Origin of the sequence: Nocardia araoensis NBRC 100135, assembly GCF_000308435.1 — a bacterium.
Lineage (GTDB): Bacteria > Actinomycetota > Actinomycetes > Mycobacteriales > Mycobacteriaceae > Nocardia > Nocardia araoensis.
The window spans coordinates 1-23,192 of the sequence record NZ_BAFR01000058.1; the positions used below are offsets into that span (position 1 = coordinate 1).

The following is a 23,192-nucleotide window of genomic DNA, read 5'->3' on the forward strand; positions in this document are numbered from 1 at the left end:
AAGTCCATCGCCGGGGAACCCGACCGCGTCGAGCGGTTGGACCGCGAACTCGCCGAACTCGCCGCCCGACACGACCGGGGCAATGGTCGGATGGAGTGGGAATATCTCTTGGTCACCGCACGCCGATCGACCTGAGCAGGTGCGGACGATTTCGCCACGCGACGCGACGGCGTTCACGGCAACGGGCAGCGTCGTGGCGAGATGACAGAGGTGATCGAACTCAGGCGATGGATGCCCTGAACTCCGCGCCTTCCTGGACGCCCTGCGCGGCTTCGGCGATATCGACGACCGGGTAGATCTGATAGTCCGCGAAGAAGGCGAACTTGTTGGGAGCGTCGGCCAGGTCCATGGGGTTGTCGGTCTCGACTACCGCGAATCCGCCGCTGCTGTCGAGTCTGCCGACCAGCTGGTGGTACGTCATGCTGCTGAGCGGTTTCCAATTCGCGAACACATTCAATGCACGCCGGATACTCGCCTCGTTCTCCGGTGCGGATCCGGTCCAACGGTAAGTCCACGAAACCACGTACTTCATCTCATCCTCCCTTGGATACCGTGAAGCTGGAATTCTGTGGGTGTCCGTATCAGGGGTAGGAAGTGCCTGAAACGGTCTGTCCCGATGGTCGGCCATGGGGGTGGATCTCGTCCGCGGGGGATTTCCGAGCGCGGACACCACCTACTTTGCTCGGGGGGTGCGCCGGAGGACATCAACCCTCGGGTCGGAATCCGTCGAACCGGCCGACATCACGCCGTAACCGGCGAATCGCTCCTCGTTCTCACCGGATGGGAGCGCCATATCGCAATCACGAGTCGAGCCGGATCGCGCGCAACGCGATGTACAACTCGGCGGCCGACTTGGGGTCCGCGCAGCGGCGGCCGGTCAGCGTTTCGATGCGCCGGAGACGCTGATGGATCGTGTTGCGGTGATAGTTCAATCGCTGGGCTACCTCGGTATTCGATCCGCCGCAATCGAACCACTGGTCCAACGTTTCCAGCAACGTGTCGCGGTCTTCGCCGGGAAGTTCGAGAACCGGGCCGAGAACTGCCTCGGCGAGTCCGCGTGCGGCGTCCGGCGCGTGGACCAGGACCAGCGGCACCGGGGCACTTCCATAGGTCGTGACGGCGCGCGTACCCGGACGCGAACAGCGTGCCGCCAGTTCCGCCTCCCGGACAGCGGCGGTGGCGCCGAGCGCGGGACGAGAAATGGGACGAGCGGCCGGTCGTCGCCGCCGTCCTGCGCGCGGGCGCCACCGCCGATGCCGCGCAGCTGCGTCGCTTCCTCGCCGACAAATTCGCGCGCTGGCAACTGCCGGAGCGGTGGACCTTTCTCACCGAGGTACCGAAGACCAGCGTCGGCAAGTTCGACAAGAAACGATTGCGCGCCCGCTATGCGGCGGGCGACCTGGATGTCGTCACCGTCGCGGCCGACGTGGACAGGTTCAGTGCGGGCAGGATCACCGAGCTTCCACCGACATGACGGCTCCGTCGCTCGGCTCCCGGGTGGCCTCCAGCGTCAGGAAGTCGCCTTTCGTGCGTCGATCGCCAACCCTTCGAGGAGGTCGTGCACAAGGCTTGCCGCCTGCTCGTGAGCCCGTTGCCGATCGTGGGTCTCGGCGATGGTCAGCGACAGTTCGGTCAGAGCGCCATAGAAGGCACTCGCCAGCAGTGTGGCGGGGTACGGCCGGATGAGCGCGGCGTCGAGCAGATTCCGCACCGCCTCGACGACCAGGCCGCCGAGATGGCGCTGGTCGAGTTCACGCCAGCGCTGCCAGCCCAGGCCGATCGGTCCCTGGAGGAGCACGATGTGCCGGTAGTCGGGTTCGGCGCAGACGTCGAGAAACTCCCGCACCCCGCGGTCGACCCGGTCGAACGGGTCCGAGGCCGAGTCGATCGCGGTGCGGATGCGTTGCGCCGCTCGATTCTCGAGATTGTCGACGACCGCCTCGAACAACCCCTTCTTGCCGTCGAAGTGGTGATACAGCGCGCCGCGAGTGAGGCCGGCGGTGCGAACCAACTCTTCAGCCGACAGATCCGCGTACTCGCGTTCGGCGAACAGCCGCCCCGCGGTTTCGAGTAGCGCCTGACGGGTGTTCTCCGCGTACTTCTCGCGAAACGACTCCATGCGGTATGGATATCACATACAGTATGTATCTCGGATACAGCTCGTATGAAGGTGGATCGTCATGGGCGAAGCAGTGGACGTCGTCGTCATCGGAGCCGGGATAGCGGGTTTGGTCGCCGCCCGTGACCTGGCGCGAAGTGGCGCCGAGGTGCTCGTGCTCGAGGCGCGCGACCGGGTGGGCGGGCGGCTGCTGAACGGTGAACTCCCCGGTGGTGCGCCCATCGAGGTGGGTGGTCAGTGGGTCGGGCCGGGTCAGCGGCACGTGCTCGCGCTGATCGACGAACTCGGCCTGAAGACCTTCCCCACGTACACCGCGGGCCGTCACATCGCTGAACTCGGCACGGCCCGCTCGGAATACACCGGGCGAATCCCCAAGCTGAATCCGCTGGCACTGGCCGATGTCGCGCAGATGCAGTGGAGACTCGACCGGGTGGCACGCCAGGTCGCGGCGGTGGAGCCGTGGCTCGCCGACCGGGCCGAGGCGCTGGACGGGCAGACCTTCGCCACCTGGCTGCGGCGGACCGCCTACACCTCCGCGGGCCGGTCGTTCTTGCGGCTGATCACCGAGGCGGTGTTCTCCGCCGAGCCGGAGGATATGTCCGCGCTGTGGGCCGCCTACTACGTCGGCGCCGCCGGTGGGCTGGACGCGTTGATCAACACCGCGGGCGGGGCGCAGCAGGACCGCGTTGTCGGTGGTTCGCAGACCATCGCGTTGGCCCTGGCCGAAGAACTCGGTGACCGTGTCCTCCTGGGGGCTGCGGTGACCGATGTCGAGTGGGGCGGCTCGGGTGTCCGGGTCGTCGCGGGCGGCACGACCGTTCGCGCTCGTCGGGCCGTGATCGCGGTTCCGCCGCCACTGGCGGCGCGCATCCGCTTCACCCCCGGCCTGCCCGGCGATCGTGACCAACTCGTCCAGCGCATGCCGATGGGCCGGGTCATCAAGGTCAATGTCGTGTACGACGAGCCCTTCTGGCGCGAATCGGGTCTGAGCGGCCAAGCCAACAGCGACCATCGGCCCCTGGGCACCGTCTTCGACAACACCCCGCTCGACGGTTCACCCGGCGTGCTCGTCGGCTTCCTCGAGGGACGCCACGCCGATAGGGGCGCGCGCCTCGACCCCACCGATCGTCGTGCACAGGTGATCGACGATCTCGCAGGCTACTTCGGGCCACGGGCCCGCAACCCCATCGCCTACATCGAACGCGATTGGGCCGAAGAAGAATTCAGCCGCGGCTGTTACGGCGCGTTCACCACGCCCGGCACCCTGACCCGCTTCGGTCCGGCCCTGCGCACACCCATCGGCCCGCTGCACTGGGCAGGCACCGAAACCGCTACCCGCTGGGCCGGCTACATGGACGGAGCCGCCGAATCCGGCCACCGCGCCGCCCGCGAAGTCGCTCCCGCCCTGGTCCGCAGCGGGGTGTAGCGGTTGGTTCCGCCGTGGCGGCGCAGCCTCGGCGGTAGACGGATCTCGAAACAGGTGTGTCTTCTATGGAAGTTCTTCCCCACGCCGAAAGCTGCGAAAATACACATAGCTGATCTGCATGGCAACGCGCTCGAGGATCCTGTGAGGTAGTCGCTTCCAGACAGGGGAGGTGGGCTGAGTGGACCCGGTGACGATGGTGGCGGCGGCGGTGGCTGTTGGTGCGGCGGCAGGATTGACCGATGCTGCCGAACGCGCGGTCATCGATGCTTACCAGGCGGTGAAGAGGCTGCTCATCGGCAAGTATCGGTCGGTCGATGTGGAGGTGGTGGAACGCCAACCGCAGTCGGTCCCGCGGCGAGCGGTGCTGGTGGAGGAACTTCAGCAGGCCGGCGCCGCGGACGACGAGGAGTTGCTCGCAGCCGCACGGCAGGTGCTGGTGGCGGTGCATCGACACGCACCGGCGGCTGCGGAGGCGGTGGGTGTGCGATTGCGGGAAGTCCGCGCCGGTGAGCTGGAGATCACCGATGTCACCTCCGCGGGTGCCGGGGTGATCGCCGAGGACACCTCCGTGGACGGTTCGTTGCGGATCAGCGGGATACGGGCGGGAACCGGGCAGCCGCCTCACCCTCGGGCGACGCAGCAGTAGCCGGAGGTACTGCTGCGTCGCCCGCGGTCTCGCTCATGGGAGTGGAGACGGGCCGGGATGTGTCGATCCACTACTCGGTCCTGCAACAGCCCGCTCCGCCGTCAGCTCCAGTGGTGACCACGACATTGCCCCGAGATGTGGGCGCCTTCGTCGGACGCGAGACCGAACTGCGGCATATCGTGGATGCGGCCGGACGGAATCCAGCGGCAACCATCTACACCATCGACGGTATGGCCGGTACCGGAAAGACCGCCTTGGCGACCCGGGCCGCGCACCTGCTCGCGGACCGGTTTCCCGATGGCCGGTACATGGTCTCGCTGAATGCCCACACCCCCGGACAAGCCCCCGCCGACCCTGCCGACGTGTTGGCGGGCCTGCTGATCAGGCTGGGCGTCGATCCCCGAAGCCTTCCCGAAACCCTCGACGGGCGCCGCGACCTGTGGCGGGACCGGCTCACCGACAAACGGGTATTGCTCGTGCTCGACGACGCCCGCGACCACGCCCAAATCGAGCCACTGCTGCCTGGCAACGGCGGATGTCTGACGCTGGTGACCAGCCGGCGACGGCTGATCGCTCTCGATGAGGCGGTGCCATTGGCACTGGACGTCCTCGACCCCGGCCCCGCGGCGCGACTGTTCACCACCGTCGCGCACCGTCTCGCCGACACCGGCGCTGAAACAGCCGCCGTGACCGAGATCGTGCAGTCCTGCGGATGCCTACCGCTGGCGATCGTATTGCTGGCTGCGCGCCTGTCCCACCACCCGGCTTGGAGCATCGCCGATCTGGCAAGCGACTTCGCGACCGCGCAGGATCGGCTCGCTGAGCTCGACATCGGAGATCGCGCGGTGCGTGGCGCGTTCACCATGTCCTATCACGATCTGCCGCCAGAACGCGCCAGGTTGTTCCGCCGCCTCGGCCTGCACCCCGGTCCGCACACCGACCGGCACGCCGCGGCGGCATTGGCAGACATCCCGGTCACGGCGGCGCGCACGCAACTGGAGGCGCTCTACACCGACCACCTCGTCGAAGAGATCCAACCCGGCCGCTACCGGTCGCACGACCTGCTGCGCGCCTACGCCCGCACCCTCGCCGACACGGACCCGCTCGACGACAACCGTCGAGCGCTGGACCGACTGCTGAACTACTACCACGCCACTGCCGCGGCCGCGGACCGGCACCTGGCCGGGGTTACCTACACCACCGCACACTCCGAGAACGCACCGCACAGCGATGTGGTGCGTGAGTTCGGCGACGAAGTGACCGCAATGGCGTGGATGCGCGCCGAGCGCGCCAACCTGCTGGCCTGCCTCGACTACACCGTCACATGTCAACCGCAGAGAACGATCGAGCTGACCAAGACACTGGCCGACCTGCTCGCACGCGACGGTCCATGGCCGCAGGCAGTCGACCTTCACCACCGCGCCCTGCGCACCGCCCATCTCCTCAGCGACCGCCTCGGCGAAGCCGACACTCTGGCCAACCTCGGCAGAGTGCAGGAACTTACCGGGAACTACGCCGCCGCGACCGAACTGAACCAGCATGCACTGGTCATCTACCGTGAGCTCGGCAACCGGCTCGGCGAAGCCAACGCCCTACGCAACCTCGGTAACATCCGTTACCGCATCGGGGACTACGCCCAGGCCACGAACCTGTACCAGGAGGCACTGGTCATCTACCGTGACCTCGGTAACCGGCGCGGCGAGGCCAGCGTCCTCGGCAACCTCGGGCAAGTCCGCAACGAGGTCGCGGCCTATGCCGAGGCCACCAACCTCTATCGGCAGGCACTGGCTATTCGCCGCGAGCTCGGCAACCGGCTCGGTGAAGCCAACTGTCTGAACAACCTCGGCAACGTTCGCGAGAACACCGGTGACTATGCCGAGGCCACCGACCTGTATGGACAGGCGCTGATCATCTACCGTGAGCTCGGCAACCAGCACGGTGAAGCCAACTGCCTCAATAATCTCGGCCTCGTGCGTAACAACGTCAGTGACTATGCCGAGGCCACCGACCTCTATCTACAGGCCCTGGACATCTACCGCGAGCTCGGTGACCGGCTGGGGGAAGCGTGTGCCCTCAACAATATGGGTATAGCGCGTAACAACATTGGAGACTATGCCGAGGCCACCGACCTCTATCAGCAGGCGCTGTCCCTTTGCCGCGAGATCGGCGACAGGCGAGGCCAAGCCAACGCGCTCGGCAACATCGGCCTCGTGCACACCGGCGTTGGAGAGTACGCCAAGGCCGCCAACCTGCAACACCAAGCACTGGCCATCTACCGGGAGCTCGGTAACCGGCGCGGTGAAGCCAACACCCTCGGCAACCTTGGCAACCTCCGCAAATGTACTGGGGACTACATCGACGCCACAGATCTCCAACAGAAAGCATTGGCAATCTGCCGCGAAATCGGCGACCAACTCGGAGAAGCCAACGCCCTCAACAATCTCGGCAACGTTTGCACGAACACCGGGAACTATGCCGACGCCTTCCGCCATTACCAGAAGGCACTGGCCATCTACCGTCAGCTCCGCGACCGACTCGGAGAAGTCGAGGTGCTCAACCGCATCGGGGCACTTTTACTGAAGAACCATGAACCTCACAGTGCGCTCTCGAAGTTCACCCAAGCGCTCGCACAGGGTCAGGCGATCCACAGCAAACTTGAACAGGCTCATGCGCTGGAAGGATCGGCACGGTGTCGAGTCGATATCGGCGAGACTGCAGGCGCCATAACCCAACTGCGGAAAGCCATCGAGATCTATCAGCACCTAGGGGCACCGGAAGCCCGCCCCGCCGCAGCCTACCTCGCCACACTGGAACCGACTTCCCGCGCACACTGACATGCGGGTGACTGTGACCCGCACTCATCTTCCGCCGAGAACGAGCCGTCGACGCGACAGCGCGAGAAACGTCCGGGCAGTCCGGAGATCCGGGTGCTGCCACCGCGGAGGGTGGCGGCTGTTCCGACAGGTTCGCCGGGCAGCTTGCAGCGGCCACCGAAGTGGGACTGGTCCCCGACCCCGATGCCATCCGCGCGGTCTGGGAAGACGCCGTCGACGCGCCCGATCGGGACAGCCCGGCGCTGTGGCTGCACGGCGCCAGTCGACCCTGGACGCGGCGACTCCGCGGCGCCCCGCGGATGGGCGGTGCTGCGCGCCTTCGCCGGCATCTTCACGGCAGACGCCGGACTTCGCGGCCGCCCGGTGGAACGCGGTTCGGATGCTCACCACTGGTGAACAACGGCCGGTCACCTTCGGCAGTGGGTGCCCTGGGAGGTTCAGCACCGCCGCTGTGCCTCTCGGCGTCGACGAGCACATGCTGGCCGGTCCGCTCGTCGGGCTCCGGCTGCGCGACGGCGAGGTCTAGGACGGGTTCATCTTCTCGGTGGGCGCAGAGGGGATCGAACCCCCGACCGCTGGTGTGTAAAACCAGAGCTCTACCGCTGAGCTATACGCCCGTGCCGTTACCGGCGGCTTATGAATCTAGCGCGGCGAGCGCTTTCTCCCAAGCCGCCTGGTCACGGGGTTCTCCGGGGCCGTTCATCTCGGCGAAGCGGATGTAGCCCTCGCGGTCGACGACGAAGGTGCCCCGGTTCGGGTAGCCCGATTTCTCGTTGAAGACGCCGTAGGCCTGGGCGACCGCGCCGTGCGGCCAGAAGTCCGACAACAGCGGGAAGGTGTAGCCCTGTTCGGCGGCCCAGATCTTGTGGGTGGGCGGCGGGCCGACCGAGATCGCGAGGATCTCCGCGTTGTCGTTCTGGAACTTGGGCAGCTCGTCGCGCACCTTGCACAGCTCGCCCTGGCAGATGCCGGTGAAGGCGAGCGGGTAGAACACGATCAGGATGTTCTTCTTCCCCCGGTAGTCCGACAGGGTGACTTCCTGGTTGTTCTGGTCCTTCAGCGTGAAATCCGGCGCGACAGTGCCAACCTCGAGCGGCATAGCGAATCCTCCATCGTGTCGGGTTTCCACCGGGCGGGCGTGCGACACCGCCCTGGTGGAAACCATAGCGCGGTGGCTCAGCGCTGCTTCGAGGGCGCCTTGGGCTGCACGAGTCTGCTGCCGGTCCACGAGCCGAGGCTGATCGCCGAGGTCTGGGTCAGACCGGCGGTCGGTGCGGATTCGGCGATTTCACTCGGCTCGACATGGCCGGGTTGTCCGGTCTTGGGGGTGAGCACCCAGACGAAACCGTCGTCGGCGAGGGGAGCGATGGCGTCCATGAGGGCGTCGACCAGATCGCCGTCGCCGTCGCGCCACCACAGCAGCACGACGTCGATCACCTCGTCGGAGTCCTCGTCGACGAGCTCACCGCCGATCGCGTCCTCGACATCGGCCCTCAGGTCGTCGTCGACGTCCTCGTCCCAGCCCAATTCCTGGACAACCAAGCCGTGTGAAATGCCAAGCTTCTGAGCGTAGTTCTGCGCGTCCGCCGCGGCGACCACGGTGGTGTCCTCCTCAACTCCCGACAGTAGATAGTTGCAAGCGAACATGGTTATGGGCTTCAGCGCAAGCCGATCCGGCGAAATAGGTACCGAATGTCGCGTTGCGAGGGTGTGTCAAGGGCTTTCTCAGCGCTTCGGGCACGAGTCGCGGACGGCGTTGCGCGCGTCGTTGACCCGCTTGCTGGCGTCGTTGAGGGCCGCGACCGGGGCGGTGTAGGTCATCTTGCGCGTCTCGGCCGCCAGTGCGCGGGCGGCGTTCACGTATTCGGTGAACAGGGGCACCAGGTCCGCGGGTAGCGCGTCCTTGGCGGAGTTCACGCCGCTTTCCACCTTGTTCGCCGCGTCCTCGAGGGTCTGGGCCGCCGAGTCGCGTCTGGCGACGTAGTCCGGTGCGTTCGAATCGTGCGCGTCGACGAATTCGTTGTATTTGGTGACGCCCGCTCCGGTGGTGGTGGGGAACTGACCGCAATTGTCCGAGATGGCTTTGGCCTGGGCAGCAGCCCGCCGGGATGAGGTCGCCGCCGCCGACGAGGACGCCGCCTCGCTCTTGTATGCCGCCAGGTCGCTCGCGTTCGGACCCGCCACGCCTTCCACCCGGTTGGCGCACCCCGCGACGACCAATCCGACAGCGACCGCACCGGTGGCGCACACCATTCCGAACCCGCGTGGGTTCAGCAGCTTCATCGTCCTCCCGCTCCTCAGGGCTGCCACGCCCGACATGCTCACCTTGCCTGTCGAACGGTACTGGATTTCCGGCTGACATGATGATTTGGGACGCGTCATCGGCAAGGATGGATGGTGCGCCCGAACCTTTCGTTTACGGGTGGTCCGCCAACCAGCGAAACCGCCCGGGGATACCGACGCCATCAGCATGTCCACCCCTGTACGAGGAGCAGATTTGACCGACCTGATCCACTCTTCCGCACCGGCGAAATCCGCCGGTACCAGCTCCGCTCCCGCGCCCGCCGCGAGCCGCGATCCGAACGGGTCGCACGCGCCGCAGCCGGCCGGACGGGTGCGGGTGATCCGCGAAGGGGTGGCGTCCTACCTACCGGACATCGACCCGGAGGAAACCAGCGAATGGCTCGAGTCGTTCGATGAGATGCTCGACCGGGAGGGCCCCGGCCGTGCGCGTTACCTCATGCTCCGTCTGCTGGAGCGGGCCGGTGAACGTCGGGTCGCCATCCCGTCCTTGACCTCCACCGACTACGTCAACACCATTCCCACCGAGAACGAGCCGTGGTTCCCCGGCGACGAGGAGGTGGAGCGCCGCTTCCGCGCCTGGATCCGCTGGAACGCCGCGATCATGGTGCATCGCGCCCAGCGCCCCGGCATCGGCGTCGGCGGCCACATCTCGACCTACGCGTCCTCGGCGGCGCTCTACGAAGTCGGCTTCAACCACTTCTTCCGCGGCAAGGACCACTCTGGCGGCGGCGACTCGATCTTCATCCAGGGCCACGCTTCGCCGGGCATCTACGCCCGCGCGTTCCTCGAGGGCAGGCTGTCGACCGATCAGCTCGACGGGTTCCGCCAGGAATACAGCAACGGCGGCCCCGGCCACGGGCTGCCGTCCTACCCGCATCCGCGGCTGCTGAACAACTTCTGGGAGTTCCCGACGGTGTCCATGGGCCTGGGCCCGATGAACGCCATCTACCAGGCGCGCTTCAATCACTACCTGCACGATCGCGGCATCAAGGACACCTCCGATCAGCACGTGTGGGCTTTCCTCGGCGACGGCGAGATGGACGAGCCGGAGTCGCGCGGTCTCGCTCACGTCGCGGCCATGGAGGGTCTGGACAACCTGACCTTCGTCGTCAACTGCAACCTGCAGCGCCTGGACGGCCCGGTGCGCGGCAACGGCAAGATCATCCAGGAACTGGAGTCGTTCTTCCGTGGCGCGGGCTGGAACGTCATCAAGGTGATCTGGGGCCGGGAGTGGGACGCGCTGCTGGGCGCCGACCGCGACGGTGCGCTGGTGAACCTGATGAACAGCACCCCCGACGGCGACTACCAGACCTACAAGGCCAACGACGGCGCGTACGTCCGCGATCACTTCTTCGGCCGCGACCCGCGCACCAAGGCGCTGGTGCAGGACCTGTCGGACCAGGAGATCTGGAACCTCAAGCGCGGCGGTCACGACTACCGCAAGGTGTACGCCGCCTACGCGGCCGCGATGGCGCACAAGGGCCAGCCGACGGTGATCCTGGCCAAGACCATCAAGGGCTACACCCTCGGCAAGCACTTCGAGGGCCGCAACGCCACGCACCAGATGAAGAAGCTGACCCTGCAGGACCTCAAGGACTTCCGCGACCTGCAGCGGATTCCGATCAGCGACGCCGAGCTGGAGAAGGACCCGTACCTGCCCCCGTACTACCACCCCGGTATGGAGGCCCGCGAGATCCAGTACATGCTCGACCGCCGCAAGGCGCTCGGCGGGTTCCTGCCCGAGCGGCGCGCCGCGGCCAAGCCGTTGAAGCTGCCCGGCGACGAGGCCTACCGCTCGGTTCGCAAGGGCTCGGGCAAGCAGAACGTCGCCACCACGATGGCCCTGGTGCGGCTGATGAAGGAGCTGCTGCGGGACAAGGAGATCGGCAAGCGGATCGTCCCGATCATCCCGGACGAGGCCCGCACCTTCGGTATGGACTCGTGGTTCCCTTCGTTGAAGATCTACAACCGCAATGGGCAGTTGTACACCTCCGTCGACGCGGAATTGATGCTTGCCTACAAAGAGAGCGCCGTCGGGCAGATCCTGCACGAGGGCATCAACGAAGCCGGGTCGACGGCGTCGTTCACCGCGGCGGGCACCTCCTACGCCACGCACGGCGAGCCGATGATCCCGCTGTACATCTTCTACTCGATGTTCGGCTTCCAGCGCACCGGCGACGGACTGTGGGCGGCCGCCGACCAGCTCGCCCGCGGCTTCGTGCTCGGAGCGACCGCGGGACGCACCACGCTGACCGGTGAGGGCCTGCAGCACAACGACGGGCACTCGCTGTTGCTGGCCTCGACCAACCCGGCCGTGGTGACCTACGACCCGGCGTTCGCGTTCGAGATCGCCCACATCGTGCGCGACGGCCTGCGCCGCATGTACGGCGGCGGCGCCGCTCCGCAGGGCTCCGCGCCGCTGCCGGGCACCCATCCGCACGGCAGCCCCACCGAGTTCGGCGGCGAGGACGTCTTCTACTACATCACCCTCTACAACGAGCCGTACCCGCAGCCGGCCGAGCCGGAGGACCTCGACGTCGCCGGTCTGCTCAAGGGCCTCTACCTGTACAAGCGCGGGGGTGAGGGCGCGGTGCGCGCCCAGATCCTGGTCTCCGGCGTCACCGTGCCCGACGGCCTGCGGGCGCAGGCGCTGCTGGCGCAGGAATGGGGCGTGCAGGCGGACGTGTGGTCGGTGACCTCCTGGGGCGAACTCCGCAAGGAGGCGCTGGACAAGGAGATCGCCGCGCTGCGCGACCCGGGCAACGACCACGGCGTCCCGTACGTCACCGAGGCCCTGTCGCGGGTCGAGGGCCCGTACGTGGCCGCCACCGACTGGATGCGCGCGGTACCCGACCAGGTCCGCAAGTGGGTGCCCGGTGACTTCACCACGCTCGGCACCGACGGTTTCGGATTCTCCGACACCCGCCCGGCCGCGCGGCGGGTGTTCAACGTCGACGCGCAGTCCATCGTGGTCGCCGCGCTGGCCGGTCTCGGCCGGACCGGCAAGCTCGACCCCGGTAAGGCCGTGGAGGCGGCGGCGAAGTACGGCATCGCCGACGTGGACGCCGCGCCGAAGGCGGCGGTGAGTTCGGACGAAGACCTCGCGTAGCGGAATATTGGATGGTGGACCGTAAACCGCCGCGGCCGCGACGGATCTCCGAGGGCTCTTCCGAGCACGAGGTGTATCTGCCGACGGGCGCGCTCTCCCCGAACCGGCAGACCCGCGACCCCCTTCCGGACACGCTGCTCAAACGCGTGAAGCAGTTCTCCGGCCGTCTCTCCACCGAGGCGGTGGGGTCGATGCAGGATCGGTTGCCGTTCTTCGCCGATCTGGACGCCGCGCAGCGGGCCGGCGTGCAGATGCTGGTGCAGACCGCGGTGGTGAACTTCCTGGAGTGGCTACAGGACCCGGACAGCGACATCCGGTTCAGCCTGGACGCCTTCCAGGTGATCCCGCAGGATCTGGCGCGGCGGTTGACGCTGCGCCAGACCGTGGACATGGTCCGCGTCGCCATGGAGTTCTTCGAGCAGTGGCTGCCCGCGCTCGCGCGCAACGACCGGCAGCTGGTCGCACTCACCGAAGCGGTGCTGCGTTACGGGCGTGAGCTCGGCTTCGCCGCCGCCTCGGTGTACGCCAGCGCCGCCGAGTCGCGCGGCGCGTGGGACACCCGGCTGGAGGCGCTCGTCGTCGACGCCGTGGTGCGCGGCGACACCGGCCCGGACATGCTCTCCCGGGCCGCGACGCTGAACTGGGACGCCACCGCACCGGCGACGGTGCTGGTGGGCACGCCGCCCGGCGAGCAGGGCGTCTCGTCGGTGGGTGCCGTACACTCCATCGCGGCGCGGCACGGGCGGGCCGCGCTCGCGGTGGTGCAGGGCACCAGGCTGGTGATGGTGGTCTCCGGGCATCTGGGGGAGACCGCCCATATCTCCCCGTTCCTCGCCGATCTGCTCGCCGAGGTGTTCTCCGACGGTCCGGTCGTGATCGGTCCGACCACCCGCACGCTCGGCGCGGCTCACGCGAGTGCGGTGGAAGCGCTGGCCGGGATGGAGGCCGTGGTCGGCTGGCGCGGGGCGCCGCGACCGGTGCACGCGGCGGAATTGCTGCCGGAACGCGCTTTGTTGGGTGATCGAGCTGCGATCGACGCGCTGAACGAGTACCTTGTCCTACCGTTGGCCGCGGCCGGGTCGTCGCTGGCGGACACTCTCGACGCCTATCTGGATTGCGGTGGAGCGGTCGAGACGTGTGCGCGTCAGCTGTACGTCCATCCAAATACGGTTCGGTATCGCCTCAAGCGAATCGCCGAGATCACCGGCCGTGATCCGATGAACCCACGGGATGCGTATGTGCTCCGAATCGCCGCAACAGTGGGTCGTTTGACACGAACCCGTAACGAACCGTCAACTCCCGTCGCAGAAGTCACTTCGATCGCGTCGGGTCCCGAGAGCTTGTAACGCATCGGCGGAATCGGTCGATTCGGACAGCCCACGTGGTCTTTTGTGGAACCCCCACAAAACCGCTTCCGAAGCTTCATTCGCGTCGACATCTCGTGCGGCCCGCCTCACAGTGTTTTCTTAGAGACGTGATCGCGTTGTTCGCCCCTGGACAGGGCTCTCAGACACCCGGCATGCTCGCGCCCTGGCTCGACCTTCCCGGCGCGGCTGAGCGCCTTACGCTGTGGTCCAAGGCTTCGGGCCTGGACCTGGTCCGTCTCGGTACCACCGCGACGGCCGAGGAGATCACCGACACCGCCGTCACCCAGCCGCTCGTGGTCGCGGCGGCACTGCTCGCATACTCGGAGATCTCGCAGGACGAGCTTCCCGCCGCTACCATCGTCGCCGGGCACTCGGTCGGTGAACTCGCCGCCGCCGCGGTCGCCGGAGTCATCTCCGCCGACGACGCGGTCCGGCTGGCCGCCATCCGCGGAGCGGAGATGGCCAAGGCGTGCGCACTGGAGCCGACCGGCATGTCCGCGGTGCTCGGTGGCGACGAGGCCGCCGTGCTCGAGCGGCTCACCGAACTCGACCTCGTGCCTGCCAACCGCAACGCGGTGGGTCAGATCGTGGCCGCGGGTCGGTTGGACGCTCTCGCCGAGCTCGCCGCGAACCCTCCGGAGAAGGCCAGGGTTCGGGCGCTGCCCGTCGCGGGCGCGTTCCACACGGCGTTCATGGCCCCGGCGCAGGATGCTGTGACCGAAGCCATAACGAAGATCACGCCGAACGAGCCGAACAGGACCTTGCTCTCGAACTTCGACGGCAAGCCGGTCGCGTCCGGACAGGACGCGATCGACAAGCTCGCCGCGCAGGTCACCCGGCCCGTTCGCTGGGATCTGTGCACCGAGACCGTTCGGCAGGCCGCTGTTTCGGCAGTGGCGGAGCTGCCGCCGGCGGGCACCCTCGTCGGCATCGCCAAACGGGAACTGAAGGGCACGCCGACGCTGGCCCTGAAGACCCCGCAAGACCTCCCCGCGTTGGCTGAGCTGACCGTGTCCGGCTAGCTTTCCTCCGCGACCATGCATCACTCGATGCGAGGTCGTGACCGAGAGGCGGTAACTATTACCGCGCTCGATCCGAAAAAAACCAGTAGAGCCCTACAAAGTATCAAGAAGGGAGCCACGAAGTGGCCGCTCTGACCCAGGAACAAATCGTCGAGGAACTCGGCAAGATCATCGAAGAGGTGACCGGCATCGAGCCCTCCGAGGTGACGATCGAGAAGTCCTTCGTCGATGACCTGGACATCGACTCGCTGTCCATGGTCGAGATCGCGGTTCAGACCGAGGACAAGTACGGCGTGAAGATCCCCGACGAGGATCTGGCCAGCCTGAAGACCGTTGGCGACGCCGTCAACTACATCCAGAAGCTCGAGGCCGAGAACGCCGAGGCGGCGGCCGAGCTCAAGGCCAAGTTCGACAACGCCGAGTAGGGCCGAAACTGTGACCACTCCTTCCACCTTGAACGGGAACTTCCCCAACGTCGTCGTAACCAGCCTTGCGGCGACCACGTCGATCGCGGGTGACGTCGATGCGACGTGGAAGGGACTCCTCAACGGCGAGAGCGGCATCGACGTTCTCGAGGATTCCTTCGTCGAGGAATACGACCTTCCGGTCCGCATCGGCGGTCACCTGAAGGTTCGGCCCGACACCCTGCTGTCTCGTGTCGAGTGTCGGCGCATGGCCTACGTCGAGCAGCTCGCGACCGTGCTCGGTCGCGAGGTCTGGCGGAACGCGGGCAGCCCGGAAGTCGACCCGGAGCGGCTGGGTGTGGCCATCGGCACCGGATTGGGAGGCGGCGACGCCCTCATCGATTCCGTGGACAAGCTGAAGAACGGCGGCTATCGCAAGATTTCGCCGTTGGCTGTGCAGATGGTCATGCCGAACGGCCCGTCGGCCGTTGTCGGCCTCGAATTGAAGGCCAGGGCAGGAGTGGTCACTCCGGTCTCGGCGTGCTCGTCCGGCTCCGAGGCCATCGCCAATGCCTGGCGGATGATCGTCATGGGTGACGCCGACATGGTCGTCACCGGTGGCGTCGAGGGCTTCATCGACGCGGTGCCGATCGCGGCGTTCACCATGATGCGCGCCATGAGCACTCGCAACGACGATCCGAAGGGCGCCTCGCGTCCCTTCGACAAGGATCGCGACGGCTTCGTCTTCGGCGAGGCGGGCGCGCTGATGGTCATCGAGACCGAAGAGCACGCGAAGGCCAGGGGCGCGACCATCCACGCGCGCCTGCTCGGCGCGGGCATCACCTCCGACGGCTTCCACCTCGTCGCCCCCGACCCAACGGGTGACGGCGCCGCGCGGGCGATGACCAGGGCGATGCAGTCCGCGGGTCTGACCAAGAAGGACATCACGCACATCAACGCGCACGCGACCGCGACGCCGATCGGCGACACCGCCGAGGCGAACGCGATCAACAAAGCCGTGGGCAACCACGCCTCGGTGTACGCGCCGAAGTCGGCGCTCGGCCACTCGATCGGCGCCGTCGGCGCCCTGGAGTCCGTGCTCACCGTGCTCGCCATCCGCGACGGCATCGTTCCGCCGACGCTGAACCTGGAGAACCAGGACCCGGAGATCGACCTCGACGTGGTGAAGGGCGAAGCCCGCCGCCAGGAGATCGAGTACGCGATCAACAACTCCTTCGGATTCGGTGGGCACAACGTAGCGCTCGCCTTCGGTCGGGCCTAGCCGCGCGATCGACTGCACAACGATTCCGGCGGGGCCGGCCATCTTTGGCTCGGCCCCGCCGCGTTTCGCCATACGCAGCCGCGGCAGCGGCGCACTTATCGAGGTCAGGAGACAACGCGATGACAATCATCGCTCCCGCGTTGCATCAGGAGACGACGACCGACCCGCGCGATCCGCTCGGTCGGCTCCAGCGTTTCTTCGATCCCGGCACCATTCTTCCGCTCCACCCGCGTGACAAGTCCGGCGTGCTCGCCGCCATCGGCGAGGTGGATGGCGTCCGCACCGTGGCCTACTGCTCCGACGCCACCGTCATGGGCGGCGCGATGGGCGTGGAGGGCTGCAAGCACATCGTCGACGCCATCGACACCGCCATCGACTCCGGTGTCCCCGTGGTCGGCCTGTGGCACTCCGGCGGCGCTCGACTGGCCGAGGGCGTCGAGGCGCTGCACGCGGTCGGCCTGGTCTTCGAGGCCATGGTCCGCGCCTCCGGCCTGGTCCCGCAGATCTCCGTGGTGCTCGGCTTCGCGGCAGGCGGCGCCGCCTACGGCCCGGCGCTGACCGACATCGTGATCATGGCTCCGGAAGGCCGCGTCTTCGTGACCGGCCCGGACGTGGTGCGCAGCGTGACCGGCGAGCAGGTGGACATGGCCACCTTGGGCGGGCCGGAGACGCACGGCAAGAAGTCCGGCGTCACCCATATCGTGGCCGACGACGAGGCCGACGCGCTGCACCGCGCTCGCCGACTGGTGTCGATGTTCGCCGAGCAGGGCGAATTCGATCTGGTCGCGGCCGAGCACGGCGACGTGGATCTGAAGGCTCTGCTGCCGGAGTCGGCCAAGCGCGCCTACGACGTGAAGCCGATCATCAACGAGCTGCTCGACAACGTCGACGGCGAGTCCTCCTTCGAGGAATTGCAGGGCGGGTACGCCCGCAGCATCGTCACCGGCCTGGGCCGTCTCGGCGGCCGCACCGTCGGCGTGCTGGCGAACAACCCGATCCGTCTCGGCGGCTGCTTGAACTCCGAGAGCGCGGAGAAGGCGGCGCGTTTCGTGCGGCTGTGCGACGCGTTCGGCATTCCGCTGATCGTGGTCACCGACGTTCCGGGTTACCTGCCCGGCGTGGGCCAGGAGTGGGAAGGCGTCGTGCGGCGCGGCGCGAAGCTGCTGCACGCGTTCGCCGAGGCGCGCGTTCCGCGGGTCACGCTGGTCACCCGCAAGATCTACGGTGGCGCCTACATCGCGATGAACGCCCGCTCGCTCGGTGCGACGGCGGTCTACGCGTGGCCGGGTTCCGAGGTGGCCGTCATGGGCGCCAAGGCCGCGGTCGGCATCCTGCACAAGAAGGCCCTCGCGGCCGCGCCGGAGGAGGAGCGCGAGGCGCTGCACGAGCGGCTCACCGCCGAGCACGAGCGCATCGCGGGCGGTGTGGAGCGCGCCATGGCGATCGGTGTCGTCGACCAGGTCATCGACCCGGCGAAGACCCGCAGCACCATCGCCGCGGCGCTGGCCGTGGCCCCGGCTCGCGCCAGCCACCACAAGAACATCCCGCTCTGATCCACGTACCGAAGCGGGCTCCGGGCGCTCCCGGGGCCCGTTTCGCGTTTCCGGAGACCGCGGGACGCGGACCGCGGTGTGCGTACTCGGTGGTTTGGTGTGTCGCACGCAGTCCGAGCGGAAGAGGTCGTGAGGTTTCACGGGGCGGGAGCGGCTCGCTGGTCGGTAGCATCGGGAGGTGCGCTACGAAGAACTGGCCGACGTGCCGTGCTCGATCACGCGCCCGCTCGTGATCTTCGGTGACCGCTGGACGCTGCTGATCCTCAAGTCCTGCTTCTCCGGCATCCGGCGGTTCAACGCTTTCCAAAGCGCACTGGGCATCTCGCGCAGCAGATTGCAGGATCGTCTGGACCGCCTGCTCGACAACGGCATCCTCGTCAAGCAGAAGGCCGCCGTGGGTGCGCACGAGGAGTACCGCCTCACCCCCAAGGGGCACGACATCTACCCGATTCTGCTGGCCATCCGCGATTGGGGCGACGCCTACATGGCGCCCGAAGGTCCTCCCGTGCGTTACGCCCATCACGAGTGTGCGGGCGAGGCCCATGTCCGGCTCGAATGTGATTCGTGCGGAAGCGAACTCACCGCACGGGATGTCACCCCGCAGCCGGGACCGGGCTTGCTGGGCGTCACCGGGACCGAGGCGACCGCGGGTAGCGCGCGCTAGCGACGGGCGCGCCCGCGGGTGTCAGTCGGCGAACCAGGTGGCGACTTCGTCGGCGTCGGCCCGGGTGGTGCGGAAGCCGTTGACGGGGTGGTCGGGGTCCGGATATCCGAACGAGATCCCGGCGACGACCTTGCGCTGCTCCGGGATGCCGAAGTACTCCCGGATGAAGGGTGAGTACGAGGCCAGTGCCGCTTGCGGCGCCGCGCCGAGGCCGAGGCTCTGCGCGCCCAACAGGAAGCTACCGATGTACAGCCCGCAGTCCACCGCCCCGTAGACGCCGAGATCGGCTTCGCTGGTCACGATCGCCGCATGCGGCGCGTCGAACAGTTCGAAATTCCGTACGGCCTGCTGCATGGTCTTCTCGTGATCGCCTTTGGCGATGCCGACGCTTTCGTACAGTTGCTTTCCGCATTCGCGCCTGCGGTCCCGGTACACACCGGTGTAGTGCGCGGGGAACTCGAAATCCGGCGCGGGCGTGGCCGTCGCGATGTGGTCGAGCAGTTCCTTGCGGAAACGATCCGTTCCGGCGCCCTCCGTCACGACGACCTGCCAAGGCTGGGTGTTGCACCACGACGGCGTTCGCTGGGCCAGTCGCAGCAGGGCGCGGATGGTGTCGCGCTCGACGGACTGCGAGCGGAATTGCCTGCAGGTCCACCGTTCATCGAGCACTCGGGTCAGCGCCGTGAAGTCGTCGGTCGTCACTGTCATTCCCCCGCCTCCCTTGGCAGTCTTATTTCGAGACCGAACGCTAGCATCGAACGCTTCGGCGCGAAAGCCGGGCGAGTCGACCGCGACGCGCGCGGCGGCGCAAAAGTGTTGCCCGCGTTGTGGCAACGGGCGCGGTCGCGCGAGGCAGAATCCCGATATGGCGTCCGAAGCCCCCGCCGCGCGGGACCGCAAACGGCACGGCAGGCATTACACGCCGCCCGTGCTGGCCCGGTTCCTCGCCCAACGGCTGCTGCGCCATGTCCAGCCGTCGGGGGCGGGCGTCCTGCGCGTGCTCGATCCGGCTTGCGGCGACGGCGAATTGCTGTTCGCCGTGCACCGGGAGGTCGCGACCCGGTTTCCCGGTATCCGTCTGGTGCTGATCGGCTACGACCTGGACGCCCGCGCGCTCGCGGTCGCCAGGGAGCGCGCCCGCGCGGAGGGGATCGCCGCGCACTGGCGCAAGGCCGACTTCCTCGCGGTCGAGGCGCGGCTCGCGGACGGCTCGTTCGACGCGGTGATCACCAACCCGCCGTATGTGCGCACCCAGCAGTTGGGCGGATCGACCGCGCAGCTGCTGAGCAAGCGGTTCGGTCTGCGCGGGCGGATCGACCTGACCCATCCGTTCGTGGCGACGTTGCCCCGGCTGCTGGCCGCCGGAGGTGTGCTCGGCCTGCTGTGCGCCAACCGTTTCCTGACCACCAAGGCCGGCGCGAATATCCGGCGGCTGTTGCTGACCGATCTGGCCCCGGTCGAGCTGTACGACCTGGGGGACACCAAACTGTTCACCGCCGCGGTGCTGCCCGCGATCACCATCGCGCGCCGCGCGAGTCACGGCGACGGCTGCCGCTACGTCTCCGCCTACGAGGCCACCGGCGAAACACCCGGTGCGAAGACGTTGTTCGAGGCGCTGCTCGACCCGGGCGGCTCGATCGTCGAGTACAACGGGCGGACCTTCGCCGTGGAGGTCGGCAAGTTGGCGACGGGAGGCGGGCCGCCGGGGGCTTCCGGAGCCGGTCGGGATCGCGACGAGAGTGACGCGGCGCCGGAACTGGCGGTGGTACGGAGGACGCGCCTCGCGCGGGAACCCGACGCCGCGTGGCGGATGTCGCACGAGGCGATCGATTCCTGGCTGGCGCGGATAGCGGGGGCGACCTGGCGCAGTTTCGGCGACGTGGCGCGTATCCGGGTCGGCATCAAGACGACCGCCGACCACGTGTTCATCTCCGACCGCTGGGCGCAGGCCGACCCGTGTCCCGAGGCCGACCTGCTGCTGGATCTGATCACCCATCACGACCTCGCGCCGTGGCGGGCCACGCGGGCCCGTGACGTTCGCGTGCTGTATCCCTACGACCTGGCCCATACCCGCCGCACGCCGATCGATCTCGGTGCATACCCGAGCGCCGCCGCGTATCTGCGGTCGCACCGCCGGACGCTGGCCGGGCGCCGCTATGTCGTCGAGAGCGGCCGCGCCTGGTACGAGATCTGGGTTCCGCAGCGCCCGCACCTGTGGCGGCAGCCGAAACTGGTCTTCCCGGACATCAGCGACCGTCCGCGTTTCGCGCTGGACAGCTCGGGCGCGGTGGTCAACGGCGACTGTTACTGGATCTCGCTGCCCGATCTGGCCGCCGCGCCCGCGGAGGCGACGCGCTTGGCATATCTGCTGATGGGCGTGGCCAATTCGGCGCTCGGATTGCGGTTCTACGACGTGGTCTGCGGCAATCGGTTGTATTCGGGGAGGCGGCGGTGGATCACCCAGTACGTGTCCCGGCTGCCGGTGCCCGATCCGGCGGCGGCCCGGTCGGCGGGTGTCATCGAGTTGGTGCGCGAGTTCGTTGCGGGCCGTGCGCCGGATCCGGCGGCGCAGGCGGAACTGGACGAGCGGGTGGCCGCCGCGTTCGGCGTCGGGTTACGCGTACCTCCGCCTTCGCTCCGGCCATGCGCGGGCTGAAGACGGACTGCGTCCGACAGCGCCCATCAGGCGTACCTCCGCCTTCGCTCCGGCCATGCGCGGGCTGAAGACGGACTGCGTCCGACAGCGCCCATTAAGCGCTGACCCGGACGCCGACCATCGGCAGCAGCGTGCGGCGGGCGAACTCGCGCGCGGCGTTCTGATCGCTGACCGGGATCAGGCCGTCGGGGGTGAGGGCGAGCGACAGCGCGAGCCGGGCCATGATCTCGGCGACCAGATCGGCGTCGAAGTCGTGCGTGCCACCGGCATCCCGTAGCTCGCGCAGCTTCTCGGCCAGGTAGTCGCGGCCGACGGCGAGGATCGGTCCGGCCTCGGTGGTCAACCGGGGGAGGATCAGGTCGGGCTCGGTGCGCAGCAGCCGGCGCAGCAGTTCGTTGCCCGCGATGGCGCTGATGAACGCGACGAAGATCTCGACCAGCTGATCGTCGTTGCCCGAGACGGTGCGCACCTGCTTCTCGATCGCGGCGACGAAGCGCTGGGCTTCCCGGACGCTGACCGCCTCGACGAGGTCGTTCTTGGATTCGTAGCGCCGGTACAGCGTGGCCGGGCTGATACCGGCGCGGCGAGCGATCTCGCCCATGCTGGTCCGCTTGATGCCGAAGTCCAGGAATGCCGAGAGCGCGCTTTCCAGGAGCTTTTCGCCGTCGGCGACCGGCTTCTCGAGGATGCGCTGCAACATGGGCGAGATGGTTGGCATCGGATCTCCAGTGGGTTCGGCGCGGGCGCCGGGCCGTGGCCGGTGGGCGCGGCGTCGCGACGGGTGCGGACGGGAACGTCCATTATTTCATCGGTTGGGCGCGGCGTGGCCTGGCATTGCCCGACGGCGCGGTCACACGGAGTGGGTCGCGTGTCCAGATTCGGCTGGATAGCCTGTGGTCGGTGTCCGGCCTCGGCTACGGCCGGTCCGGAAAGGGGTTGAGCCATGGGGTATTTCGCGAATCGCGTGGTGGCGGTCACCGGCGCGGGCGCTGGCATCGGCCGGGCGTTGGCGGTGGCACTGGCGGGCGCGGGGGCATCGCTGGCGCTGTCGGACAAGTCGGCGGATGCCGTGGCCGAGACGGGGGCGTTGTGCGCGGCGGTGGGCAGCGAGCCCTGGGTGAGGACGGTGGACGTCACCGACCGGGCGGCGGTGTTCGCGTACGCGGAGCGAACCGTCGCGCGATTCGGGCGGGTCGATGCGCTGTTCAACAACGCGGGCATCCTGCACGTCGGTGGCGTGCTGGAGTCGCCGTTCAGCGACTTCGAACAGGTGATGGCCGTCGATTCTGGGGTGTGGTGAACGGGACCAAGGCGTTCCTGCCCCATCTGCTGGCCGCCGATCGCGCGCACGTCGTCAACATGTCCTCGGCCTTCGGGCTGGTGGCCGTCGCGCGGCACGCGCCGTACAACGCGGCGAAGTTCGCCGTGCGGGGTTTCACCGACTCGCTGCGTCAGGACATGCGTGCCGCGGGCGGCTCCGTGCGGGTCACGGGGGTGTATCCGGGCGGCGTGCTCACCGGGATCGCCCGGTCGGCCAGCGTGGCGCCGGGCGTCGACGCGGGAGAAGTAGTGCGCCGATTCGAGGGCCACGTGGCGCGGACCAGCCCGGCGGCCGCGGCGCGGACCATTCTGCGCGGCGCGGCGCGCGGCGAGGCGAAGGTGCTGGTCGGAATCGATGCCATCGCTGTGGACCTGGTCACACGAATCGCCGGGTCGTACCACGAGAAGGTGCTGGACATGGTATTCCGTTCCTGACCGCGCGCGGGATGCGCGGTTGACGACGGGGAGGGCGAATTGACGACCGGC

At 67.9% G+C, this 23,192-nt stretch carries 20 protein-coding genes, 1 tRNA gene and 2 pseudogenes; 14 read left to right on the forward strand and 9 right to left on the reverse strand.

What is annotated here, in order from left to right; genetic code table 11:
• Positions 1-220: 220 nt before the first annotated feature.
• Together ON21_RS08050 and ON21_RS38250 are read right to left on the reverse strand one after the other, a co-directional pair.
• Positions 221-628 carry a DUF3303 domain-containing protein gene (locus ON21_RS08050; RefSeq protein WP_306307686.1) on the reverse strand — a complete coding sequence of 136 codons (408 nt, stop codon included), beginning with the start codon at positions 626-628 and terminating at the stop codon, positions 221-223.
• A gap of 172 nt (positions 629-800) precedes the next feature.
• Entirely contained in the window at positions 801-1,094 is a 294-nt protein-coding gene (locus tag ON21_RS38250) for a PucR family transcriptional regulator (RefSeq protein ID WP_051020461.1), read from the reverse strand.
• Positions 1,095-1,192: 98 nt separating this feature from the next.
• On the opposite strand from ON21_RS38250, the pseudogene ON21_RS08060 reads away from it, so the two are divergent.
• Positions 1,193-1,474 (forward strand): annotated as a pseudogene (locus tag ON21_RS08060) (AMP-binding enzyme); the annotation flags it as partial.
• Between the two features lie 36 nt (positions 1,475-1,510).
• On the opposite strand, the gene ON21_RS08065 reads toward ON21_RS08060, so the two are convergent.
• Positions 1,511-2,119, reverse strand: coding sequence for a TetR/AcrR family transcriptional regulator (locus ON21_RS08065; protein WP_039796865.1), 609 nt, complete (start codon positions 2,117-2,119; stop codon positions 1,511-1,513).
• A 61-nt stretch (positions 2,120-2,180) separates the two neighbouring features.
• On the opposite strand from ON21_RS08065, the gene ON21_RS08070 reads away from it, so the two are divergent.
• The 4 genes from ON21_RS08070 to ON21_RS38255 all read left to right on the forward strand — a co-directional run bounded on the left by ON21_RS08070 (position 2,181) and on the right by ON21_RS38255 (position 7,551).
• Positions 2,181-3,545 carry a flavin monoamine oxidase family protein gene (locus tag ON21_RS08070; RefSeq protein WP_039796866.1) on the forward strand — a complete coding sequence of 455 codons (1,365 nt, stop codon included), beginning with the start codon at positions 2,181-2,183 and terminating at the stop codon, positions 3,543-3,545.
• Positions 3,546-3,723: 178 nt separating this feature from the next.
• Positions 3,724-4,191 carry a Het-E N-terminal domain-containing protein gene (locus ON21_RS08075; protein ID WP_039796868.1) on the forward strand — a complete coding sequence of 156 codons (468 nt, stop codon included), beginning with the start codon at positions 3,724-3,726 and terminating at the stop codon, positions 4,189-4,191.
• A 113-nt stretch (positions 4,192-4,304) separates the two neighbouring features.
• Positions 4,305-7,025 carry a tetratricopeptide repeat protein gene (locus ON21_RS35660; RefSeq protein ID WP_169332682.1) on the forward strand — a complete coding sequence of 907 codons (2,721 nt, stop codon included), beginning with the start codon at positions 4,305-4,307 and terminating at the stop codon, positions 7,023-7,025.
• Between the two features lie 379 nt (positions 7,026-7,404).
• Positions 7,405-7,551 carry a hypothetical protein gene (locus ON21_RS38255; protein ID WP_157170755.1) on the forward strand — a complete coding sequence of 49 codons (147 nt, stop codon included), beginning with the start codon at positions 7,405-7,407 and terminating at the stop codon, positions 7,549-7,551.
• Between the two features lie 19 nt (positions 7,552-7,570).
• On the opposite strand, the gene ON21_RS08085 is transcribed toward ON21_RS38255, so the two are convergent.
• From ON21_RS08085 to ON21_RS08100, 4 genes are all read right to left on the reverse strand, one after another.
• Positions 7,571-7,642: transfer RNA gene (locus ON21_RS08085), tRNA-Val, on the reverse strand.
• Positions 7,643-7,659: 17 nt separating this feature from the next.
• Positions 7,660-8,124 (reverse strand): peroxiredoxin, encoded by a 465-nt coding sequence (locus ON21_RS08090; RefSeq protein WP_039796870.1) that lies wholly within the window; start codon positions 8,122-8,124, stop codon positions 7,660-7,662.
• A 77-nt stretch (positions 8,125-8,201) separates the two neighbouring features.
• Positions 8,202-8,624: a DUF3052 domain-containing protein gene (locus ON21_RS08095; protein ID WP_039796889.1), complete on the reverse strand. Its 423-nt coding sequence runs from the start codon at positions 8,622-8,624 to the stop codon at positions 8,202-8,204.
• A gap of 126 nt (positions 8,625-8,750) precedes the next feature.
• A complete protein-coding gene (locus ON21_RS08100; RefSeq protein WP_039796872.1) occupies positions 8,751-9,308 on the reverse strand; it encodes an Rv2240c family protein in 558 nt (185 codons plus the stop codon).
• A 214-nt stretch (positions 9,309-9,522) separates the two neighbouring features.
• On the opposite strand from ON21_RS08100, the gene aceE reads away from it, so the two are divergent.
• From aceE to ON21_RS08135, 7 genes are all read left to right on the forward strand, one after another.
• On the forward strand, positions 9,523-12,438 hold the full coding sequence (gene aceE / locus ON21_RS08105) for a pyruvate dehydrogenase (acetyl-transferring), homodimeric type (protein ID WP_039796873.1): 2,916 nt from the start codon (positions 9,523-9,525) through the stop codon (positions 12,436-12,438).
• Between the two features lie 11 nt (positions 12,439-12,449).
• Positions 12,450-13,784, forward strand: coding sequence for a PucR family transcriptional regulator (locus ON21_RS08110; RefSeq protein WP_051020463.1), 1,335 nt, complete (start codon positions 12,450-12,452; stop codon positions 13,782-13,784).
• Between the two features lie 128 nt (positions 13,785-13,912).
• Positions 13,913-14,827, forward strand: coding sequence for an ACP S-malonyltransferase (locus ON21_RS08115; RefSeq protein WP_039796875.1), 915 nt, complete (start codon positions 13,913-13,915; stop codon positions 14,825-14,827).
• 122 nt (positions 14,828-14,949) lie between these two features.
• The gene (acpM, locus tag ON21_RS08120; protein ID WP_039796877.1) at positions 14,950-15,252 is read left to right on the forward strand and encodes a meromycolate extension acyl carrier protein AcpM; all 303 of its coding nucleotides are present in this window, start codon (positions 14,950-14,952) and stop codon (positions 15,250-15,252) included.
• A gap of 10 nt (positions 15,253-15,262) precedes the next feature.
• The gene (locus tag ON21_RS08125) at positions 15,263-16,513 is read left to right on the forward strand and encodes a KasA/KasB family beta-ketoacyl-ACP synthase (RefSeq protein ID WP_039796879.1); all 1,251 of its coding nucleotides are present in this window, start codon (positions 15,263-15,265) and stop codon (positions 16,511-16,513) included.
• Between the two features lie 119 nt (positions 16,514-16,632).
• Complete coding sequence (locus ON21_RS08130) at positions 16,633-18,066, forward strand: acyl-CoA carboxylase subunit beta (RefSeq protein WP_039796881.1); 1,434 nt, start codon at positions 16,633-16,635, stop codon at positions 18,064-18,066.
• Positions 18,067-18,244: 178 nt separating this feature from the next.
• Positions 18,245-18,730 carry a winged helix-turn-helix transcriptional regulator gene (locus tag ON21_RS08135; RefSeq protein WP_039796882.1) on the forward strand — a complete coding sequence of 162 codons (486 nt, stop codon included), beginning with the start codon at positions 18,245-18,247 and terminating at the stop codon, positions 18,728-18,730.
• Positions 18,731-18,751: 21 nt separating this feature from the next.
• Here the strand turns inward: ON21_RS08135 and ON21_RS08140 are convergent, their stop codons facing one another.
• Positions 18,752-19,438 (reverse strand): nitroreductase, encoded by a 687-nt coding sequence (locus ON21_RS08140; RefSeq protein WP_039796884.1) that lies wholly within the window; start codon positions 19,436-19,438, stop codon positions 18,752-18,754.
• Between the two features lie 157 nt (positions 19,439-19,595).
• Between ON21_RS08140 and ON21_RS08145 the strand changes: the two genes are divergently transcribed.
• Complete coding sequence (locus ON21_RS08145; RefSeq protein WP_051020464.1) at positions 19,596-21,386, forward strand: Eco57I restriction-modification methylase domain-containing protein; 1,791 nt, start codon at positions 19,596-19,598, stop codon at positions 21,384-21,386.
• 94 nt (positions 21,387-21,480) lie between these two features.
• On the opposite strand, the gene ON21_RS08150 is transcribed toward ON21_RS08145, so the two are convergent.
• Positions 21,481-22,104, reverse strand: coding sequence for a TetR/AcrR family transcriptional regulator (locus ON21_RS08150; RefSeq protein ID WP_039796886.1), 624 nt, complete (start codon positions 22,102-22,104; stop codon positions 21,481-21,483).
• Positions 22,105-22,329: 225 nt separating this feature from the next.
• Here ON21_RS08150 and ON21_RS08155 point away from each other — a divergent pair.
• Positions 22,330-23,141 (forward strand): annotated as a pseudogene (locus ON21_RS08155) (SDR family NAD(P)-dependent oxidoreductase).
• Positions 23,142-23,192 lie beyond the last annotated feature (51 nt).

What these genes read in the sequence shown, in the direction of transcription:
- ON21_RS08050 (WP_306307686.1), bottom strand. Translation starts at nt 628, where the DNA reads ATGGCCGACCATCGGGACAGACCGTTTCAGGCACTTCCTACCCCTGAT.
- ON21_RS08065 (WP_039796865.1), bottom strand. Translation starts at nt 2,119, where the DNA reads ATGGAGTCGTTTCGCGAGAAGTACGCGGAGAACACCCGTCAGGCGCTA.
- ON21_RS08070 (WP_039796866.1), top strand. Translation starts at nt 2,181, where the DNA reads ATGGGCGAAGCAGTGGACGTCGTCGTCATCGGAGCCGGGATAGCGGGT.
- ON21_RS38255 (WP_157170755.1), top strand. Translation starts at nt 7,405, where the DNA reads ATGCTCACCACTGGTGAACAACGGCCGGTCACCTTCGGCAGTGGGTGC.
- ON21_RS08090 (WP_039796870.1), bottom strand. Translation starts at nt 8,124, where the DNA reads ATGCCGCTCGAGGTTGGCACTGTCGCGCCGGATTTCACGCTGAAGGAC.
- ON21_RS08100 (WP_039796872.1), bottom strand. Translation starts at nt 9,308, where the DNA reads ATGAAGCTGCTGAACCCACGCGGGTTCGGAATGGTGTGCGCCACCGGT.
- ON21_RS08110 (WP_051020463.1), top strand. Translation starts at nt 12,450, where the DNA reads ATGGTGGACCGTAAACCGCCGCGGCCGCGACGGATCTCCGAGGGCTCT.
- ON21_RS08130 (WP_039796881.1), top strand. Translation starts at nt 16,633, where the DNA reads ATGACAATCATCGCTCCCGCGTTGCATCAGGAGACGACGACCGACCCG.
- ON21_RS08140 (WP_039796884.1), bottom strand. Translation starts at nt 19,438, where the DNA reads ATGACAGTGACGACCGACGACTTCACGGCGCTGACCCGAGTGCTCGAT.
- ON21_RS08145 (WP_051020464.1), top strand. Translation starts at nt 19,596, where the DNA reads ATGGCGTCCGAAGCCCCCGCCGCGCGGGACCGCAAACGGCACGGCAGG.
- ON21_RS08150 (WP_039796886.1), bottom strand. Translation starts at nt 22,104, where the DNA reads ATGCCAACCATCTCGCCCATGTTGCAGCGCATCCTCGAGAAGCCGGTC.